15 protein-coding genes are annotated in these 16,424 nt (G+C 62.6%); 10 read left to right on the forward strand and 5 right to left on the reverse strand.

The genetic code is table 11. The features are described from left to right. Window positions 1-39: 39 nt before the first annotated feature. A complete protein-coding gene (locus tag HCF10_RS13105; RefSeq protein ID WP_167655692.1) occupies window positions 40-1,674 on the reverse strand; it encodes an AMP-binding protein in 1,635 nt (544 codons plus the stop codon). Window positions 1,675-1,824: 150 nt separating this feature from the next. Between HCF10_RS13105 and HCF10_RS13110 the strand changes: the two genes are divergently transcribed. The 4 genes from HCF10_RS13110 to HCF10_RS13125 are packed head-to-tail and all read left to right on the forward strand — an operon-like array spanning window position 1,825 to window position 7,351. Further along, entirely contained in the window at window positions 1,825-2,988 is a 1,164-nt protein-coding gene (locus tag HCF10_RS13110) for an isovaleryl-CoA dehydrogenase (protein ID WP_131698111.1), read from the forward strand. An 11-nt stretch (window positions 2,989-2,999) separates the two neighbouring features. Continuing rightward, a complete protein-coding gene (locus HCF10_RS13115; protein WP_053138385.1) occupies window positions 3,000-4,607 on the forward strand; it encodes a carboxyl transferase domain-containing protein in 1,608 nt (535 codons plus the stop codon). A 15-nt stretch (window positions 4,608-4,622) separates the two neighbouring features. Further along, window positions 4,623-5,429: a gamma-carboxygeranoyl-CoA hydratase gene (locus HCF10_RS13120; protein ID WP_167655693.1), complete on the forward strand. Its 807-nt coding sequence runs from the start codon at window positions 4,623-4,625 to the stop codon at window positions 5,427-5,429. Next, a complete protein-coding gene (locus HCF10_RS13125; protein ID WP_167655694.1) occupies window positions 5,426-7,351 on the forward strand; it encodes an acetyl/propionyl/methylcrotonyl-CoA carboxylase subunit alpha in 1,926 nt (641 codons plus the stop codon). The genes HCF10_RS13120 and HCF10_RS13125 overlap by 4 nt, the downstream gene beginning before the upstream one ends. Here HCF10_RS13125 and HCF10_RS13130 read toward each other — a convergent pair. Then, window positions 7,348-7,983: a LexA family protein gene (locus tag HCF10_RS13130; RefSeq protein ID WP_145337623.1), complete on the reverse strand. Its 636-nt coding sequence runs from the start codon at window positions 7,981-7,983 to the stop codon at window positions 7,348-7,350. The genes HCF10_RS13125 and HCF10_RS13130 overlap by 4 nt on opposite strands. Before the next feature lie 131 nt (window positions 7,984-8,114). On the opposite strand from HCF10_RS13130, the gene HCF10_RS13135 reads away from it, so the two are divergent. Together HCF10_RS13135 and HCF10_RS13140 are read left to right on the forward strand one after the other, a co-directional pair. Further along, a complete protein-coding gene (locus HCF10_RS13135; protein ID WP_131698116.1) occupies window positions 8,115-8,465 on the forward strand; it encodes a DUF6124 family protein in 351 nt (116 codons plus the stop codon). Between the two features lie 464 nt (window positions 8,466-8,929). Next, complete coding sequence (locus HCF10_RS13140; RefSeq protein ID WP_167655695.1) at window positions 8,930-10,081, forward strand: M14 family metallopeptidase; 1,152 nt, start codon at window positions 8,930-8,932, stop codon at window positions 10,079-10,081. An 18-nt stretch (window positions 10,082-10,099) separates the two neighbouring features. Here the strand turns inward: HCF10_RS13140 and HCF10_RS13145 are convergent, their stop codons facing one another. Together HCF10_RS13145 and HCF10_RS13150 are read right to left on the reverse strand one after the other, a co-directional pair. Next, on the reverse strand, window positions 10,100-10,639 hold the full coding sequence (locus HCF10_RS13145) for a cytochrome b (RefSeq protein ID WP_167655696.1): 540 nt from the start codon (window positions 10,637-10,639) through the stop codon (window positions 10,100-10,102). Beyond that, window positions 10,636-11,718: a catalase family peroxidase gene (locus HCF10_RS13150; RefSeq protein WP_131698118.1), complete on the reverse strand. Its 1,083-nt coding sequence runs from the start codon at window positions 11,716-11,718 to the stop codon at window positions 10,636-10,638. The genes HCF10_RS13145 and HCF10_RS13150 overlap by 4 nt, the downstream gene beginning before the upstream one ends. A gap of 169 nt (window positions 11,719-11,887) precedes the next feature. On the opposite strand from HCF10_RS13150, the gene HCF10_RS13155 reads away from it, so the two are divergent. The 4 genes from HCF10_RS13155 to HCF10_RS13170 all read left to right on the forward strand — a co-directional run bounded on the left by HCF10_RS13155 (window position 11,888) and on the right by HCF10_RS13170 (window position 15,632). Next, window positions 11,888-12,394 carry an RNA polymerase sigma factor gene (locus HCF10_RS13155; protein WP_167655697.1) on the forward strand — a complete coding sequence of 169 codons (507 nt, stop codon included), beginning with the start codon at window positions 11,888-11,890 and terminating at the stop codon, window positions 12,392-12,394. Further along, window positions 12,391-13,128: an anti-sigma factor family protein gene (locus HCF10_RS13160; RefSeq protein ID WP_131698119.1), complete on the forward strand. Its 738-nt coding sequence runs from the start codon at window positions 12,391-12,393 to the stop codon at window positions 13,126-13,128. Before HCF10_RS13155 ends, HCF10_RS13160 begins: the two co-directional genes overlap by 4 nt. A gap of 62 nt (window positions 13,129-13,190) precedes the next feature. Next, a complete protein-coding gene (gene zapE, locus HCF10_RS13165) occupies window positions 13,191-14,285 on the forward strand; it encodes a cell division protein ZapE (RefSeq protein ID WP_167655698.1) in 1,095 nt (364 codons plus the stop codon). A gap of 42 nt (window positions 14,286-14,327) precedes the next feature. After that, the gene (locus HCF10_RS13170) at window positions 14,328-15,632 is read left to right on the forward strand and encodes a protein kinase (protein ID WP_167655699.1); all 1,305 of its coding nucleotides are present in this window, start codon (window positions 14,328-14,330) and stop codon (window positions 15,630-15,632) included. Between the two features lie 76 nt (window positions 15,633-15,708). Here HCF10_RS13170 and HCF10_RS13175 read toward each other — a convergent pair whose 3' ends face one another. Then, complete coding sequence (locus tag HCF10_RS13175; protein WP_131698122.1) at window positions 15,709-16,416, reverse strand: YebC/PmpR family DNA-binding transcriptional regulator; 708 nt, start codon at window positions 16,414-16,416, stop codon at window positions 15,709-15,711. Between the last annotated feature and the right edge of the window lie 8 nt (window positions 16,417-16,424).

Genomic DNA, 16,424 nt, shown 5'->3' on the forward strand with positions numbered 1-16,424 from the left:
AACACCTCCGCGCGGGGCGCGGTAGGAATGCACCCCGTTTCAGCGGTTGATGCTCAGCTCCTCAAGGCTGATCTCACGCATGCGGAATTTCTGGATCTTGCCCGTCACCGTCATCGGAAACTCCTCTACGAACTTGAAATACCGGGGCGTCTTGAAGTGTGCAATGCGGCCCTTGCACCAGGCCTGCAGTTCCAGGTCGTCGGCCACATGGCCCGGATGCAACTTGACCCAGGCCACGATCTCCTCGCCGTAGCGCTCATCCGGAATGCCGATGACCTGCACATCGGCCACCGCCGGGTGGGTGAAGAAAAACTCTTCCACCTCGCGCGGGTACACGTTCTCGCCACCGCGAATGATCATGTCCTTGTTGCGCCCGGCGATGCACACATAGCCGTGGGCATCCATGGTTGCCAGGTCGCCGGTGTGCATCCAGCCGGCGTCGTCGATAGCCTCGCGGGTGCCCTCGGGGTTGTTCCAGTAGCCGAGCATCACGCTGTAGCCACGGGTGCACAGTTCGCCGACCTGGCCACGGGGCAGCGTGTTACCGGCTTCATCAATGATCTTGCTTTCCAGTTGCGGCTGGGTGCGGCCGACGGTGGTCACGCGGCGCTCCAAGTCATCATCCGCCCCGGTTTGCAGGGACACAGGGCTGGTCTCGGTCATACCGTAGGCAATCTGCACCTCACCCATGTGCAATTCGCCGATGACCCGGCGCATCACCTCGATGGGGCACGTGGCGCCGGCCATGATGCCGGTGCGCAGGGTGGACAGCTCGAACTCGCCCCGGCGCGGGTGATCGAGCAGGGCGATGAACATGGTGGGCACGCCGTACAGGCCGGTGGCGCGCTCTTCGGCCACGGCGGTGAGGGTCAGCAGCGGGTCGAAGCCATCATTCGGGTAGATCATGGTGGTGCCGTGGGTGATGCAGCCCAGGTTGCCCATCACCATGCCGAAGCAGTGGTACAGCGGCACCGGGATCACCAGGCGGTCCTGCGCGGTGAGGCCCAGGCTTTCGCCGACCATATAGCCGTTATTGAGGATGTTGTGATGACTGAGGGTGGCGCCCTTGGGGAAACCGGTGGTGCCGGAGGTGTACTGGATATTGACGGCTTGATCGAAGTACAGGCTGGCCTGGCGGCTGTGCAACTGCTCGGGCGGCAGGCCTGCACCGAGGGCCGCCAGTTCCGACCAGGGCAGGAATCCCGGGGGCGGGCTGGGGTCGAGGCTGATCATGCCGCGCAGCTCAGGCCGCAGTTCCTGCAACATCGCGTGGTAGTCAGAGGTCTTGAACGAGCCGGCGCACACCAGCCACTCGCAGCCGGACTGCTTGAGCACGTAGTCCAGTTCACTGCTGCGGTACGCCGGGTTGATATTGACCAGGATCACGCCAATCTTGGCGCTGGCGATTTGGCTGATGCACCACTCGGCGCAATTGGGCGCCCAGATGCCCAGGCGATCGCCGGTTTGCATGCCCAAGGCCAGGAACGCACGGGCGTGCATATCGACGGTCTCGGCCAGTTGCCGCCAGGTGTAGCGGCGCTGCTGATGGCGCACCACAAGGGCTTCACTATCGGGGTATTGCGCCACGGTGTGATCGAAAGCTTGGCCAATCGTCATGGCCAGCAAGCTCTTGTCCTGGGAGCCACGGCTGTAGCTCGGATGCGGTTGATCCATAACGACCCCTGTTGTCTTTTTTGTAGGTTGACGTATACGTAAACTACGATTGACAGCGCCGTAACGCAAGCTTACGTTAACGTAAAGGTGAGCGCCCTTCCCTGGCGCGCCATCCACACAACAACAAAGCTCACATTAAGGTGCCTGTCCATGAGTTACCCGTCCCTGAACTTCGCCCTCGGTGAAACCATCGACATGCTGCGCGACCAGGTGCAGTCCTTCGTGGCCAAGGAAATCGCGCCCCGTGCAGCACAGATCGACATCGACAACCTGTTCCCCGCCGACCTGTGGCGCAAGTTCGGGGATATGGGCCTGCTGGGCATCACCGTGCCGGAAGAATACGGCGGCGCCGGCCTGGGCTACCTGGCCCACGTGGTAAGCATGGAAGAAATCAGCCGTGGCTCGGCCTCGGTGGCGCTGTCCTACGGCGCTCATTCCAACCTGTGTGTGAACCAGATCAACCGCAACGGCAGTCACGAGCAGAAACTCAAGTACCTGCCCAAACTGATCAGCGGCGAACACGTCGGCGCCCTGGCCATGAGCGAGCCGAACGCCGGTTCCGATGTGGTCTCGATGAAACTGCGCGCCGACAAGCACGGCGACCACTATGTGCTCAACGGCAGCAAGACCTGGATCACCAACGGCCCCGACGCCAGCACCTATGTGATCTACGCCAAGACCGACCTGGAAAAGGGCCCGCACGGCATCACCGCGTTTATCGTCGAGCGCGACTGGAAAGGCTTCAGCCGCAGCAACAAGTTCGACAAGCTCGGCATGCGCGGCTCCAACACCTGCGAGCTGTTCTTCGATGACGTCGAAGTACCCGAGGAAAACATCCTCGGCGTGCTCAACGGCGGTGTAAAAGTGCTGATGAGCGGCCTCGATTACGAGCGCGTGGTGCTGTCCGGCGGTCCCACCGGGATCATGCAGGCGTGCATGGACCTGATCGTGCCCTACATCCACGATCGCAAGCAGTTCGGCCAAAGCATCGGCGAATTCCAACTGATCCAGGGCAAGGTCGCCGACATGTACACCCAACTCAACGCCAGCCGCGCCTACCTCTATGCGGTGGCCCAGGCCTGCGAGCGCGGCGAAACCACGCGCAAGGATGCGGCCGGGGTAATCCTCTACAGCGCCGAACGCGCCACGCAAATGGCCCTGGACGCGATCCAGATCCTCGGTGGCAATGGCTATATCAATGAATTCCCCGCCGGGCGCCTGCTGCGGGACGCCAAGCTGTATGAAATCGGCGCTGGCACCAGTGAAATTCGGCGGATGCTGATCGGTCGCGAACTCTTCAACGAAACCCGCTGAAGGAGCGCCCCATGGCCACCTTGCATACCCAGCTCAACCCACGCTCCGCGGAGTTCGCCAGCAACAGCGCAGCGATGCGCCAACAGGTCGACGCCCTGCACACCTTGCTTGCCCACGTGCAGCAAGGCGGCGGTGCCAAGGCCCAGGAGCGCCATACCTCGCGTGGCAAACTGCTGCCGCGCGAGCGCATCAATCGCCTGCTGGACCCGGGCTCGCCGTTCCTTGAACTCAGCCAACTGGCCGCTCATCAGGTGTATGGCGAAGACGTGCCGGCGGCCGGCGTGATTGCCGGGATCGGCCGCGTGGAAGGCGTCGAATGCATGATCGTCGCCAACGACGCCACCGTGAAAGGCGGTTCCTACTACCCGCTCACGGTGAAAAAACACCTGCGCGCCCAGACCATCGCCGAGCAAAACCGCCTGCCGTGCATTTACCTGGTGGACTCCGGCGGCGCCAACCTACCGCGCCAGGATGAAGTGTTTCCCGACCGCGAACACTTCGGGCGGATCTTCTTCAACCAGGCCAACATGAGTGCCCAGGGCATCCCGCAGATCGCCGTAGTAATGGGCTCGTGCACCGCCGGAGGCGCCTACGTGCCGGCCATGGCCGACGAAGCGATCATGGTGCGCAACCAAGCCACCATCTTCCTGGCCGGCCCGCCGCTGGTGAAAGCCGCTACCGGTGAAGTGGTGAGCGCCGAAGACCTCGGCGGTGCCGATGTGCACTGCAAGATCTCCGGCGTGGCCGACCACTATGCCGACAGTGACGAACACGCCCTGGCCCTGGCCCGTCGCAGCGTGGCCAACCTCAATTGGCGCAAGCAGGGCCAATTGCTGCAACGCACGCCCGTGGCGCCGCTGTACAGCAGCGAAGAGCTCTACGGCGTAATCCCGGCCGATGCCAAGCAGCCGTTCGATGTGCGCGAAGTGATCGCACGGCTGGTGGATGGCTCGGTGTTCGATGAGTTCAAGGCGCTGTTCGGCACTACCCTGGTGTGCGGCTTTGCGCACTTGCACGGCTACCCGATTGCGATCCTGGCGAACAACGGGATTCTGTTCGCCGAGGCCGCGCAAAAAGGCGCGCACTTTATCGAACTGGCCTGCCAACGCGGGATACCCCTGCTGTTCCTGCAGAACATCACCGGGTTTATGGTCGGGCAAAAATACGAAGCCGGGGGCATTGCCAAGCACGGCGCCAAGCTGGTGACGGCGGTGGCATGTGCCAAGGTGCCGAAGTTCACGGTGATCATCGGCGGCAGCTTTGGCGCCGGCAATTACGGGATGTGCGGGCGCGCCTACGACCCGCGCTTTTTGTGGATGTGGCCCAACGCGCGGATTGGCGTGATGGGCGCCGAACAGGCTGCGGGCGTGCTGGTGCAGGTCAAGCGTGAGCAGGCTGAACGTGCAGGCGTCGGGTTCAGCGCCGAAGAGGAAGCCGCGATCAAGCAGCCGATCCTCGACCAGTATGAAACCCAGGGTCACCCTTATTACTCCAGCGCACGCCTGTGGGACGACGGCGTCATCGACCCGTTGCAGACCCGCGACGTGCTGGCCCTGGCCTTGTCCGCCGCGTTGAATGCCCCCATCGAGCCGAGCCGCTTCGGTGTGTTCCGCATGTAAATGGAGTTGTCCCCCATGAGCGATTTCAACACCCTCGAACTGATCACCGACAGCCGTGGCTTTGCCACGCTGTGGCTCAGTCGTGAAGCCAAGAACAACGCGTTCAACGCCGAGATGATCCGCGAACTGATCATCGCCCTCGACCATGTGCAAGCTGATGCGTCCCTGCGTTTCCTGGTGCTGCGTGGGCGCGGCAGGCACTTCAGCGCCGGCGCCGACCTGGCCTGGATGCAGCAGTCGGCCGAACTGGATTACCACACCAACCTGGACGACGCCCGCGAACTGGCCGAGCTGATGTACAACCTGGCCAAGCTGAAAATCCCCACCCTGGCAGTGGTGCAAGGCGCGGCCTACGGTGGCGCGCTGGGCCTGATCAGTTGTTGCGACATGGCCATCGGCGCCGATGATGCGCAGTTCTGCCTGTCGGAAGTGCGCATCGGCCTGGCCCCGGCCGTGATCAGCCCGTTCGTGGTGCAGGCCATCGGCGAACGTGCGGCGCGGCGCTATGCCCTGACCGCCGAGCGGTTTGGCGGCCAGCGTGCACGGGAAATCGGCCTGCTGGCGGAAAGCTACCCGAGTGGCGAACTGGACCAGCAGGTGGAACAGTGGATCTCCAACCTGCTGCAAAACAGCCCGTCGGCGATGCGCGCCAGCAAGGACCTGTTGCGCGAAGTCGGAAACGGCGCGCTCACCCCTGCCCTGCGCCGCTATTGCGAAAATGCCATTGCGCGCATCCGTGTCAGCGCCGAAGGCCAGGAGGGTTTGCGCGCGTTCCTGCAAAAACGCCCGCCCAGCTGGCAGCCCCAGGAGCCGCGTTCATGAGCACGCTGACCACCGTACTGGTGGCCAACCGCGGCGAGATTGCCTGCCGGGTAATGCGCACCGCCAAGGCCATGGGCCTGACCACCGTGGCGGTGCACAGCGCCGTCGACCGTGATGCGCGACACAGCCGCGAGGCGGATATTCGTGTCGACCTGGGGGGCAGCAAGGCTAACGAGAGCTACCTGAAAATCGACAAACTGATCGCCGCCGCCCAGGCCAGCGGCGCCCAGGCCATACACCCAGGCTACGGCTTCCTGTCGGAAAACGCCGGGTTCGCCCGTGCGATCGAAGCGGCGGGCCTGATCTTTCTCGGGCCGCCCGCCTCGGCTATCGACGCCATGGGCAGTAAATCCGCGGCCAAGGCCCTGATGGAAACCGCCGGCGTGCCCCTGGTGCCGGGGTATCACGGCACAGAGCAAGACCTGGACACCTTCCGCGATGCCTGCGAGCGCATCGGCTATCCGGTGCTGCTCAAGGCCTCGGCCGGTGGCGGCGGCAAGGGCATGAAGGTGGTGGAGGATGTCAGCCAACTCGCCGAAGCCCTGGCCTCGGCCCAGCGTGAGGCGCTGTCGTCCTTCGGCAATGGGCAGATGCTGGTGGAGAAATACCTGCTCAAGCCACGCCACGTAGAGATCCAGGTGTTTGCCGATCAGCATGGGCATTGCCTGTACCTCAATGAGCGGGATTGCTCGATCCAACGCCGCCATCAAAAGGTCGTCGAGGAGGCGCCGGCACCGGGGCTGAGCGTTGCACAGCGCAAGGCGATGGGCGAAGCGGCGGTGCGTGCGGCCCAGGCCATCGGTTATGTCGGCGCGGGCACCGTTGAGTTTTTGCTGGACGCCCGTGGCGAGTTTTTCTTTATGGAGATGAACACGCGGCTGCAGGTGGAACACCCGGTCACCGAAGCGATTACCGGCCTCGACCTGGTGGCCTGGCAGATTCGTGTCGCCCAGGGCGAAGCGCTGCCGATCACCCAGGAGCAGGTGCCGCTGATCGGCCATGCAATTGAAGTTCGCTTGTATGCCGAGGACCCCGCCAACGACTTCCTGCCCGCCACCGGGCACCTGGCGCTGTACCGCGAATCCGCCCCCGGCCCGGGGCGTCGCGTGGACAGTGGTGTCGAGCAAGGAGACAACGTTTCGCCGTTCTACGACCCGATGCTTGGCAAGCTGATTGCCTGGGGCGAAGACCGTGAACAGGCGCGCCTGCGGTTGCTGGGCATGCTCAATGAGTTTGCCGTGGGTGGGCTGAAGACCAACCTGGGCTTCCTGCGGCGCATCATTGGCCATCCGGCATTTGCGGCGGCTGAATTGGATACCGGGTTCATTCCGCGCTATCAGGATGAGCTGCTGCCGGTGGCCGGGACGTTGAGCGACGCGTTCTGGCAGGCGGCGGGTTCAGCCTTCATGCAGAGCTTGCCTGCGGGTGATGGGCCGTGGGCGGACACCCGTGGATTCCGTGCAGGGCTGCCCGCCGAGGTCTCGCTGCACTTGAGCTGCAATGGCCAGGACCGCCTGGTGACGCTGACCGCAGACGCCGCAAGATTGCAGGGCGAACAGTTAGTGATCGAACACCAGGGCGTCCGTCGTTCACATCTGGCAGTGCGCAACGGGCACGAAGTTTTCCTGCGTTGGGACGGCGAGATGCAGGGCGTGAGCCTGTTCGATCCGATTGCGGCGGTCGAGGCCAACCAGTCGCACCAGGGCGGCCTCACGGCACCGATGAACGGCAGCATCGTACGGGTGCTGGTGGACGTCGGCCAAACGGTCGAGGCCGGCACGCAACTGGTGGTGCTCGAAGCGATGAAGATGGAGCACAGCATCCGCGCGCCCCAGGCCGGGGTAGTCAAGGCACTGTTCTGCCAGGAAGGCGAAATGGTTGCCGAAGGGTGCGCGTTGGTGGAACTCGAAACCGCGGACTAGAACTTCGCCGTGGCCTGCACCACGACGCCCAGGATGCGGCAATCAGCGGTGAACAGCAGTTTCGGGTAGGTGGGGTTGAGCGGCACCAGGTAGAGCTGGCCGCTCTCCTCCATCAACTGGCGGAAGGTCGCGTGAGGGCTGTCGGCCCGTTGGGCGACTACCAGTTTGCCGGGTTCGGCGGCGATGGCCGGATCCACCAGGATCATCATCCCCGCGGCGATGCTCGGGCCGCTGAGCGCAGTCATGGCGTCACCTGTCACCGGCAGCCAGAAGGCGTCACCCTGGGCGTGGTAATCCGTCAGCTCGAAGCGTGCGGCGCCATAGGCCGGGCGCTCTTCGCGAATTTCGCACAGGCCTTTCCACTCGCTGACCGGGTAGCGAAAGTACGACGTGTACTGTCTTGCCGGGCCACGGACCTCGTCGGCCTTCTCACGCAGCTCCTGCACCACTTCCAGGTCGCCCAGCCCCAGCGCTGCCAGCACCCGGTTCATGTCCACCAGGCTCGGCACGCGGCGCTTGTTGAGCCAATGGCCGACGCCACCCTGGGACATGCCCAAGCGTTCAGCCAACTCCCCCTGGGTGACCTTGCGGTCTTTCATGCTGGCCTTGACCAACGCTATCCATTTATCCATGGGCGCCGACAATACGTCAGGTATTTTCCAGGGCAATAAACAGTTTGTAGTAATCCATAAAACGACATAAATACGATACGTACTATCATCGAGCATAAGGTTTTCGACACCCACCCAGAGTACCGCCCCTTATGACGACGAGCCCGTATCTCCTGCCTGAACCCCCTGAAAACGATGACGTGCAAAACCTGCGCAGCAGCGGTGCTGCCCAGCGCGCGCTGGACTTTTACTTGAAAGAAAATATGTCAGCACCCGTTCCGGATATGAGCTTGTTCGCCATCAAGCCTGGCATCAGCCAGGAGGAAGCCTTGGTACACGCCTCGGACCTGTTGCGCAGTGCCGCTGCCACGGCCTACGAATCAGCGAGCAGCCATCAGGGCAATCAGCGCGACCTGGCATTTTCAGTGGTGTATTTGATTGATATGGCGAAGGCGATGGTGGAGCGGTCGTTGCAGGCAACGGAGGTTCGGGCGAACGGATAACAGGCGCAGAAGAAAAATATTTCTATCCGATGGATAAAAACATTTGACTTGCAAATGATAATGATTATTATTGGGCTCAGCTGATCGCGAGATCAGTCGATAGACCAAGAGACCTTAGGTCGGACTCTTGGAATATCTCCTCATCAGGCTAATCACGGTTTTTGACCCGGCTCTTTGGCCGGGTCTTTTTTTTGCCAGTTTCCCTGGCATGGCTTCAGGCTAATGAAGACTGTGTGTTGCTTGATGGCGCGCATGGTAGCAAAAGACCATCGCCAAAAGAAAGCCAGTACAACGCTCTGGCGCACATCTCTGGGAAATAGCGCTTGAGAATCAATCTCATAGACTCTAAGCTGCGGCGGCGTCACGGATGACGCCCCCCTCCCCCGCAACAATTTTGCATCCAGGCTTTACCAGACTCCTGTGTAATATAGCCGCCACAACACTCATATTCAGGCAACCAGACTATGACCGTGGCCTTGACCTCCATCAAGATCAGTACCGACTTCGACAGTGGCAATATCCAGGTGCTCGACGCCAGCGATGCCTACAATTTGCTGCTTTCCATCCAGCCCGATACCCGCAGCCACCATTACCAATGGTTCCACTTCAAGGCCGAAGGCATGCACGTGGGCCACACCCATAATTTTCGCCTGAGCAACGCCGGTGGCTCTTCGTATAAGCACGCCTGGAGCGGCTACAACGCTGTCGCGTCTTATGATCACGTCAACTGGTTCCGAGTCCCTACGCGCTTTGACGGCGAGATCCTGCACATCAGCCTCGAAACCAGTGAGAAGCATGCCTGGTTGGCCTACTTTGAGCCCTACAGCCGCGAACGCCACGACTGGCTGATCGACCAGGCCCTGAAGTACGCCGGCACCCAACTGCTGGCCACCGGCAAAAGTGTCGAGGGCCGCGATATTCAACTGTTACGGCGTGGCAAAGGCGGCGAAGGCCGGCGCAATATCTGGATCATCGCCCAGCAGCACCCCGGCGAACACATGGCCGAATGGTTTATGGAAGGCATCATCGAACGCCTGCAACAGGATGGCGATGCCGAGATGAAAAAACTCCTGGCCGTTGCCGACCTGTACCTGGTGCCGAACATGAACCCCGACGGCGCCTTCCACGGTCACCTGCGTACCAACGCCATGGGCCAGGATCTCAATCGCGCCTGGCAAAGCGCCAGCCAGGAGATCAGCCCGGAAGTGCTGTTCGTGCAACAGCAAATGCACCAGTACGGCGTCGACCTGTTCCTCGACATCCACGGCGACGAAGAAATCCCCTACGTGTTCACCGCTGCCTGCGAAGGCAACCCCAGCTACACCCCGCGCATCGAAGCGCTGGAAAAACGCTTCCGCAGCCATTTGAGTTCGCTGACCCGTGACTTTCAAACCACCCACGGCTACACCCGTGACTTGCCGGGTGAAGCCAATATGACCCTGGCCTGCAACGCCGTCGGCGAGCAATACGACTGCCTGTCCCTGACCCTGGAAATGCCGTTCAAGGACAACGACAACGCGCCCAACCCGCAAACCGGTTGGTCAGGCGAACGCTCCAAACAACTGGCCAAGAACGTATTGAGCAGCGTGGCCGATATCGTCACGGTCCTGCGCTAACGCCCTTTGCCCCCGGCATCAGTCCTTGGTGCCGGTCATGCTCTGCAACACCCCATCGCGCCGAATCAACCCATGGAACAGCGCCGCCGCCAGGTGCAACAGCACCGTCAGGAACAGCATGTAGGCCAGATACCCATGGGCCTTGCGCAATAGCGCAAACAGCGGCGCATCCGCCGCCACCAACGCCGGCAACTGTACCGAACTGCTGAGCATCACCGGGTCGCCCGCCGCCGAAATCATCGCCCAGCCCAGCAGCGGCAATACCAGCATCAACCCATACAAGACCAGATGCGACGCCTTGGCCGCCAGCACTTGCCACAGCGGCAAGTCAGACGGCAACGGCGGCTGGCGGGTGGAGAAGCGCACCGCCAGGCGCACGATCACCAGCACCAGGATCGCGATCCCCAGCGGCTTATGCAGGTGGATCAACCACTCATGCCGCTCCGACACTGACGCCGCCAAGCCTGCGCCGATAAACAACATGGCGATGACCATCAGCGCCATCAACCAGTGCAGCAGGCGCGCCAGGGGCGCAAAAAACCGAGGTTGGGCATTCATGGCTTGGACTCCGCTGGGGCACTGTGCAAGGGGCTGACTTCACCGGCACGGCGCAGGAAAGAACTGGCATATGCCGCCGAACGTGCAGCCAGCAGCGGGTCATTGGAGGCTTCGATGCCGCTGGGCAAGATCAACGGATCGAAATTGATGTCGCGACAATCACCGTCGGCCTGGGGTTGGCTGCTTTGCAACACCAGGGTGCCGGCATTCAGCACCTTGTGCTCACCGGTCCAGGGTTTGCTCGCGTCCTCCAGCGGGTCGCCGGGGTTGGCCAGGGTCATGTTCAACTGCCAACGCAAAGGCCCTGAGGCCAGGCGTTGCACCAGGTCTTTCTCAAGAAAATCGCCCCCGGCCGGTGCGGTCTCCCCCGCCGCATCCTGACGCTCGGGCACTACGCCCCAGCGCACGGCCTGGCGCTTGCCCTCGGCACTCACCAAGTAAAACGCGTTGATACCGTTATAGGTTTCGGTCGCATAACTGGCCGATGGCTTGGCCGTTTTGACCCATGCAAGGAATGGCGCCGCCTCAGGGTGTGCGGCAAAAAATGCCGGCATATTCGCCGGGTTCGGCTTGCCGGTAGCCGGGTCCGGCGCGCCGGCCTTGAGCATCTGGTAGAACGCCTCGGGCGTGCCCACCGGGAACACCGGCATGCTGTTCATGCCGGTACGCCATTGCTGGCCGTTGGCCAGGCTGAACTGCACGGCAAAGCTGCGGATCGGCACACTGCTGTCCGGCGCATAGGGGTTGCCGCTGGGCAAGGCGAAGCGGCCGATCAACGGGGTCCTGGCCTCACTGAACACTTGGGCGCTGGAGTAGGCACGGGCCTCGGCACTGCTTTCGAAGTACCCGGCCACGCACACGCCCTTGGCGTGGTTACGCCGGAATCCAGGGTGCACGCCGTTGTTGGTTTCCAGGGCATTGACCAGGGTTTTCGGGCGCAGGCGTTGTGGGTCGAGGCTGCCATTGACGTAGGCAAATGCCCCGGCCATAACCGCAACCACGGCCCCAATACCCGCAAGTCGTGCGATCAGGCTCGCCGTGCTTAACGGGGGACGTGGCGGTGATGAGTGATCTACCATGAACAAACTCCAGGGCCTGAAGGCCTTTGGGGGTAAACATAAGGTCGGAGCATTAAGACGAACGCCGATCCGCTCTATTCCCAGGCCCTGGATTTATTTTCCACGGTCGGGAATAACCGTTCACGCCGGACGTCTCTCTAGTCCCAGCGTAGTGACCAGCCAGACACACATGCATGAACTCGACGAACCGTTACGTGAACTCATCCCCAGGCTGCGGCGTTTCGCTGTGTCCCTGACCCGTAACGCCAGCAGTGCCGACGACCTGGTGCAGGCGACCCTGGAGCGGGCGATCACCCGTTGGGCCGACAAACGCATTGAGGGCGATTTGCGCGCCTGGCTGTTCTCGATCCTCTACCGGCAGTTCCTCGATGCCCACCGCCGCACCCGGCGCTATGCACGCATGCTGGAATTTTTTACCGGCCGCGATGATGCGCAGCCGTCGGTGGAGCGCACCGTCATCGCCCAAGCGACCCTGCAAGCCTTCGACCAGCTCAACACCGAACAACGCGCGCTGCTGTTGTGGGTGTCGGTGGAGGGCTTGAGCTACAAGGAAGTCGCGCAAATACTCGAGGTGCCGATTGGCACCGTGATGTCGCGCCTGTCCCGGGCGCGCCAAGCGTTGCGTCAACTCAGCGATGGCTACATCGCCAGCCCTTCCCTGCGGATACTCAAATGATCAGCCTGCCCCCCAGCGAACGCGACCTGCATGCCTACGTCGATCACCAACTCCTGGACAGTGATCGCCGTGTGCTCGAAACCTACCTGGCCGCCCATCCCGAGCTGGCGGCCCAAGTGCAGGCCTGGCAGCAGGACGCGCAATTGCTGCGTGCGTCATTGAGCGGCGCCCTGCAACAACCGGCCAACCCGGCGCTGGACCCGACGCTGATTCGCCAGCGCCTCAAGCATCAATCGCGCCGCCACGTTGCCACGGCCGCAGTGCTGCTGATTGCCGTCAGCCTCGGCGGCCTCGGCGGCTGGCATGCCCGTGAAGCCACGCAACCGCCGCTGCTGCCGATGGCCGACGCGATGCAAGCGTTCCGCCTGTTTGCCCAGGAGGGCATCATGCCCGCCGACTACAACGGCCAGGACCGCGGCACGATGCAGGCGTGGCTCGACCGCTACTTCAATCAAGCCCATCGCCTGCCGGACTTGAGCCAAGCGGGCTACACGCCCGTCAGCGGGCGACTGCTCACCACCGATCAAGGCGCCGCCGCCATGGTGCTGTACCAGGACGCACAAGGTCGGCGCATCAGCTTCTACATCCGCCCACCGGGCCCGGACAACGGTTTCCTGCCCCGTGGCGAGCGCACGGCGGATGGGTTGCAAGCCCAATACTGGTCCGGCGGCGGCTACAACTATGCGGTGGTCAGCCCGACTGACCAGCCGACGCCGCCGCTGCAGCCGTTCTAGATTGGTCAAATCGCCACCGGCGCCCTAAAGTAAGCGACCACCGCACTACAGAGTGACTCGCATTGGCCGTGCTCCCCCTTATCCGTCGTTTGTTCGGTAAAAAAACCGACACACTGGACGACACGCCCATCCAGACGTTCTTTCAGGACAAAGCCCGGCAACTGGGTTACACCCTCAGTGCTGGCCAAACCCAGGCCATCACCGCCATGGCGCGCCAGACCCAGCACCTGCTCGCCGGCCAGCCTACCCGCAGCCTGTACCTGCACGGCCCGGTGGGGCGCGGCAAAAGCTGGCTGCTGGACGGTTTCTTCCAGGCGCTGCCCATCGCCGAAAAGCAACGCGTGCATTTCCATGAGTTTTTCGCCCAACTGCACCGCGGTATGTTCACGCACCAGGCGACGGACGATGCATTGGCCATGACCCTGGACGAACTGCTCGACGGCTGCCGCGTGCTGTGTTTCGACGAGTTCCACGTGCACGACATCGGCGATGCCATGCTGATTACCCGGCTGTTCAAGGCCCTGTTCCAGCGTGGCGTGTGGGTGCTGGTGACCTCCAACTATCCACCCGAAGGGCTGTTGCCCAACCCGCTGTACCACGAGCGTTTCAAGCCGGTGATCGACTTGATTGCCGCGCGTATGGACGTGCTGGAAGTCAGTTCGCCCGAGGACTTTCGCAGCCTGCCCCAGGCCCAGGCCGTGCAGCGCTTTACCACCGGCTGTTACCTGTGGCCGGGCACGCAGGCCCAGCGTGCGGCGCTCGACCTGCCTGTCAGCGGCGGCCCGACGCAGACGCTGACGGTGGGCAACCGGAGATTGATCTGCCGCCAGCATCAAGCCCGCACCATCGTATTCACCTTCAACGACCTGTGCGAACAGCTGACGGCGGTGATGGACTACCTGTTGCTGTGCGAGGCGTTCGATCACTGGGTCATCGACGGCCTGCCCCACCTGGCAGAGTGTCCGATCGCCGTGCAGCAGCGTTTTATCAACCTGGTGGACGTGCTTTACGACAAGGACAAGCACCTGATCCTGATCGGCGAACAACCGCTGGCACAGGCAATGAGCGGCCAGGCCATCGACCTGGCGCGCACTGCCAGCCGCCTGAGCCAATTGCAACAGGCCAACCCGCAACGGATGCGCGACCCGGTATCATGAGCGCCATTTACGCCCCCCCCTTGCCGAGTGACCGCGCCGTTGATGAATACCCTCGCCCAACTCAAGGCCGGCCAATTGGCCGGCATTACGCGCCTGGACCTGTCCTGCGGGCTCACCGAATTCCCTGAGGAAATCTTCGGGCTGGCCGACTCCCTGGAAATCCTCAACCTCAGCGGCAACGCCCTGAGCCGCCTGCCCGACGACCTGCACCGCCTGCCGCACCTGCGCGTGCTGTTCTGTTCGGACAACGCCTTTACCGAACTGCCGGAATGCCTGGGCCAGTGCGCCAAACTGAGCATGATCGGCTTCAAGGCCAACCAGATCAGCCACGTGCCCGCCGCCGCGCTGCCACCGTTGCTGCGCTGGCTGATCCTCACCGACAACCGCATCAGCCAGTTACCCCGCGAGTTGGGCGAGCGGCCGCTGCTGCAGAAACTGATGCTCGCCGGGAACCAACTGACGCAGTTGCCGGAGAGCCTGGCCAACTGCAGCAACCTGGAGCTGATCCGCATCGCCTCCAACCGCCTCACGCGCCTGCCCGAATGGCTGTTGACGCTGCCGAGCCTGACGTGGCTGGCCTATGCGGGCAACCCGGTAGAAATGGCTGTGGATGGGGGGGCGGACGACGCGACAGCGGATATTCCCTGGACGGAACTGGAACTGGCCGACGTGCTGGGCGAAGGTGCCTCGGGGGTGATTCGCAAGGCCCTGTGGGTCCCCACGGCCAAGCCCGTCGCCGTCAAGCTGTACAAAGGCACGATCACCAGCGACGGCTCGCCGCTGCACGAAATGCAGGCCTGCATCGCCGCCGGGTTGCACCCTAACCTGATCAAGGTGCAAGGCCGCGTGGTGGGTGCCCCTGAGGGTCAGGCCGCGTTGGTCATGGACCTGATCGACCCGAGCTACCGCAACCTCGCCGCCCTGCCGAGCCTGGCCTCGTGCACCCGCGACGTCTACGACCCCACCACCCGCTTCAGCGTCGTCACAGCCTTGCGCATGGCCCGGGGCATCGCCTCCGTGGCCGCGCATTTGCACCGGCACGGCATTACCCATGGCGACCTGTATGGCCACAATATCCTGTGGAATGAAGCGGGAGAGTGTTTGCTCGGGGACTTTGGCGCGGCGTCGTTTCATGCCAAGGCAGACACCTTGGAAACGCGAGCATTGCAACGCATTGAAGTGCGCGCGTTCGGGGTGTTGCTGGGGGAATTGCTGGAGCGGGTTGAGGCGGGGTTGATTGACGAGGCGCTGTTGGATTTGCAGAAAAGCTGTTGCCAGCCCGACGTGTTGGCACGGCCGAGCTTCGAAGAAATCAACGCCTTGCTGCAATCCATCCAGCACCACTAAGCAAATGTGGGAGGGGCGGTGCGACGATTCGACTTGCCCTCTCCCACATGTGGATCGCGTTTCTTCAGCGGATAAATCAGCCCGCCAGGCCGACGAACATGTCCTGCACGTCATCGTGGTTGTCCAAGCCTTCGAGGAAGGCTTCGACTTCAGCCATCTGCTCATCGGTCAGGCCGCTTACCGGGTTTTTCGAGATGTAGCCCAGCTTGGCCGACAGCACGGTGAAACCCTGTTCCGGCAACGCTTTTTGCACGGCGTCCAGGTCGGTGGTTTCGGTGATGAACAGGGTGGTGCCTTCTTCTTCACCGTCTTCAAAGTCCTGCGCACCGGCTTCAATCGCTGCCATTTCCGGATCGGCATCCGGGGTGTCCGGCGAGGCTTCGATCAGGCCGACATGGTTGAAATCCCAGGCCACGGAGCCGGAAGCACCCAACTGCCCCTTGCGGAACGCCACGCGGATTTCCGCCACGGTGCGGTTGATGTTGTCGGTCACGCACTCGACGATCAACGGTACCTGGTGCGGGGCGAACCCTTCGTAGGTCACGCGGTGGTATTGCACGGTTTCACCGAGCAGACCGGCGCCCTTCTTGATGGCACGGTCCAGGGTTTCCTTGGGCATCGAGGCCTTTTTGGCCTGTTCCACCACCAGACGCAGGTGGGCGTTGGTCGCGGTGTCGGCACCGTTGCGGGCGGCGATGGTGATTTCTTTCACCAGCTTGCCGAAGATCTTGCCCTTGGCATTGGCTGCCGCTTCTTTATGTTTGACTTTCCACTGTGCGCCCATGACTCACT

The sequence above is a fragment of the Pseudomonas sp. B14(2022) genome (assembly GCF_012030485.1).
Lineage (GTDB): Bacteria > Pseudomonadota > Gammaproteobacteria > Pseudomonadales > Pseudomonadaceae > Aquipseudomonas.

Bases quoted from the DNA above. Each gene is read 5' to 3' on its own strand.
- HCF10_RS13110 (WP_131698111.1), top strand. From the start codon at position 1,825: ATGAGTTACCCGTCCCTGAACTTCGCCCTCGGTGAAACCATCGACATG.
- HCF10_RS13175 (WP_131698122.1), bottom strand. From the start codon at position 16,416: ATGGGCGCACAGTGGAAAGTCAAACATAAAGAAGCGGCAGCCAATGCC.
- HCF10_RS13135 (WP_131698116.1), top strand. From the start codon at position 8,115: ATGACGACGAGCCCGTATCTCCTGCCTGAACCCCCTGAAAACGATGAC.
- HCF10_RS13160 (WP_131698119.1), top strand. From the start codon at position 12,391: ATGATCAGCCTGCCCCCCAGCGAACGCGACCTGCATGCCTACGTCGAT.
- HCF10_RS13125 (WP_167655694.1), top strand. From the start codon at position 5,426: ATGAGCACGCTGACCACCGTACTGGTGGCCAACCGCGGCGAGATTGCC.
- HCF10_RS13170 (WP_167655699.1), top strand. From the start codon at position 14,328: ATGAATACCCTCGCCCAACTCAAGGCCGGCCAATTGGCCGGCATTACG.
- HCF10_RS13130 (WP_145337623.1), bottom strand. From the start codon at position 7,983: ATGGATAAATGGATAGCGTTGGTCAAGGCCAGCATGAAAGACCGCAAG.
- HCF10_RS13140 (WP_167655695.1), top strand. From the start codon at position 8,930: ATGACCGTGGCCTTGACCTCCATCAAGATCAGTACCGACTTCGACAGT.
- HCF10_RS13115 (WP_053138385.1), top strand. From the start codon at position 3,000: ATGGCCACCTTGCATACCCAGCTCAACCCACGCTCCGCGGAGTTCGCC.
- HCF10_RS13120 (WP_167655693.1), top strand. From the start codon at position 4,623: ATGAGCGATTTCAACACCCTCGAACTGATCACCGACAGCCGTGGCTTT.
- HCF10_RS13105 (WP_167655692.1), bottom strand. From the start codon at position 1,674: ATGGATCAACCGCATCCGAGCTACAGCCGTGGCTCCCAGGACAAGAGC.
- HCF10_RS13145 (WP_167655696.1), bottom strand. From the start codon at position 10,639: ATGAATGCCCAACCTCGGTTTTTTGCGCCCCTGGCGCGCCTGCTGCAC.
- HCF10_RS13155 (WP_167655697.1), top strand. From the start codon at position 11,888: ATGCATGAACTCGACGAACCGTTACGTGAACTCATCCCCAGGCTGCGG.
- HCF10_RS13150 (WP_131698118.1), bottom strand. From the start codon at position 11,718: ATGGTAGATCACTCATCACCGCCACGTCCCCCGTTAAGCACGGCGAGC.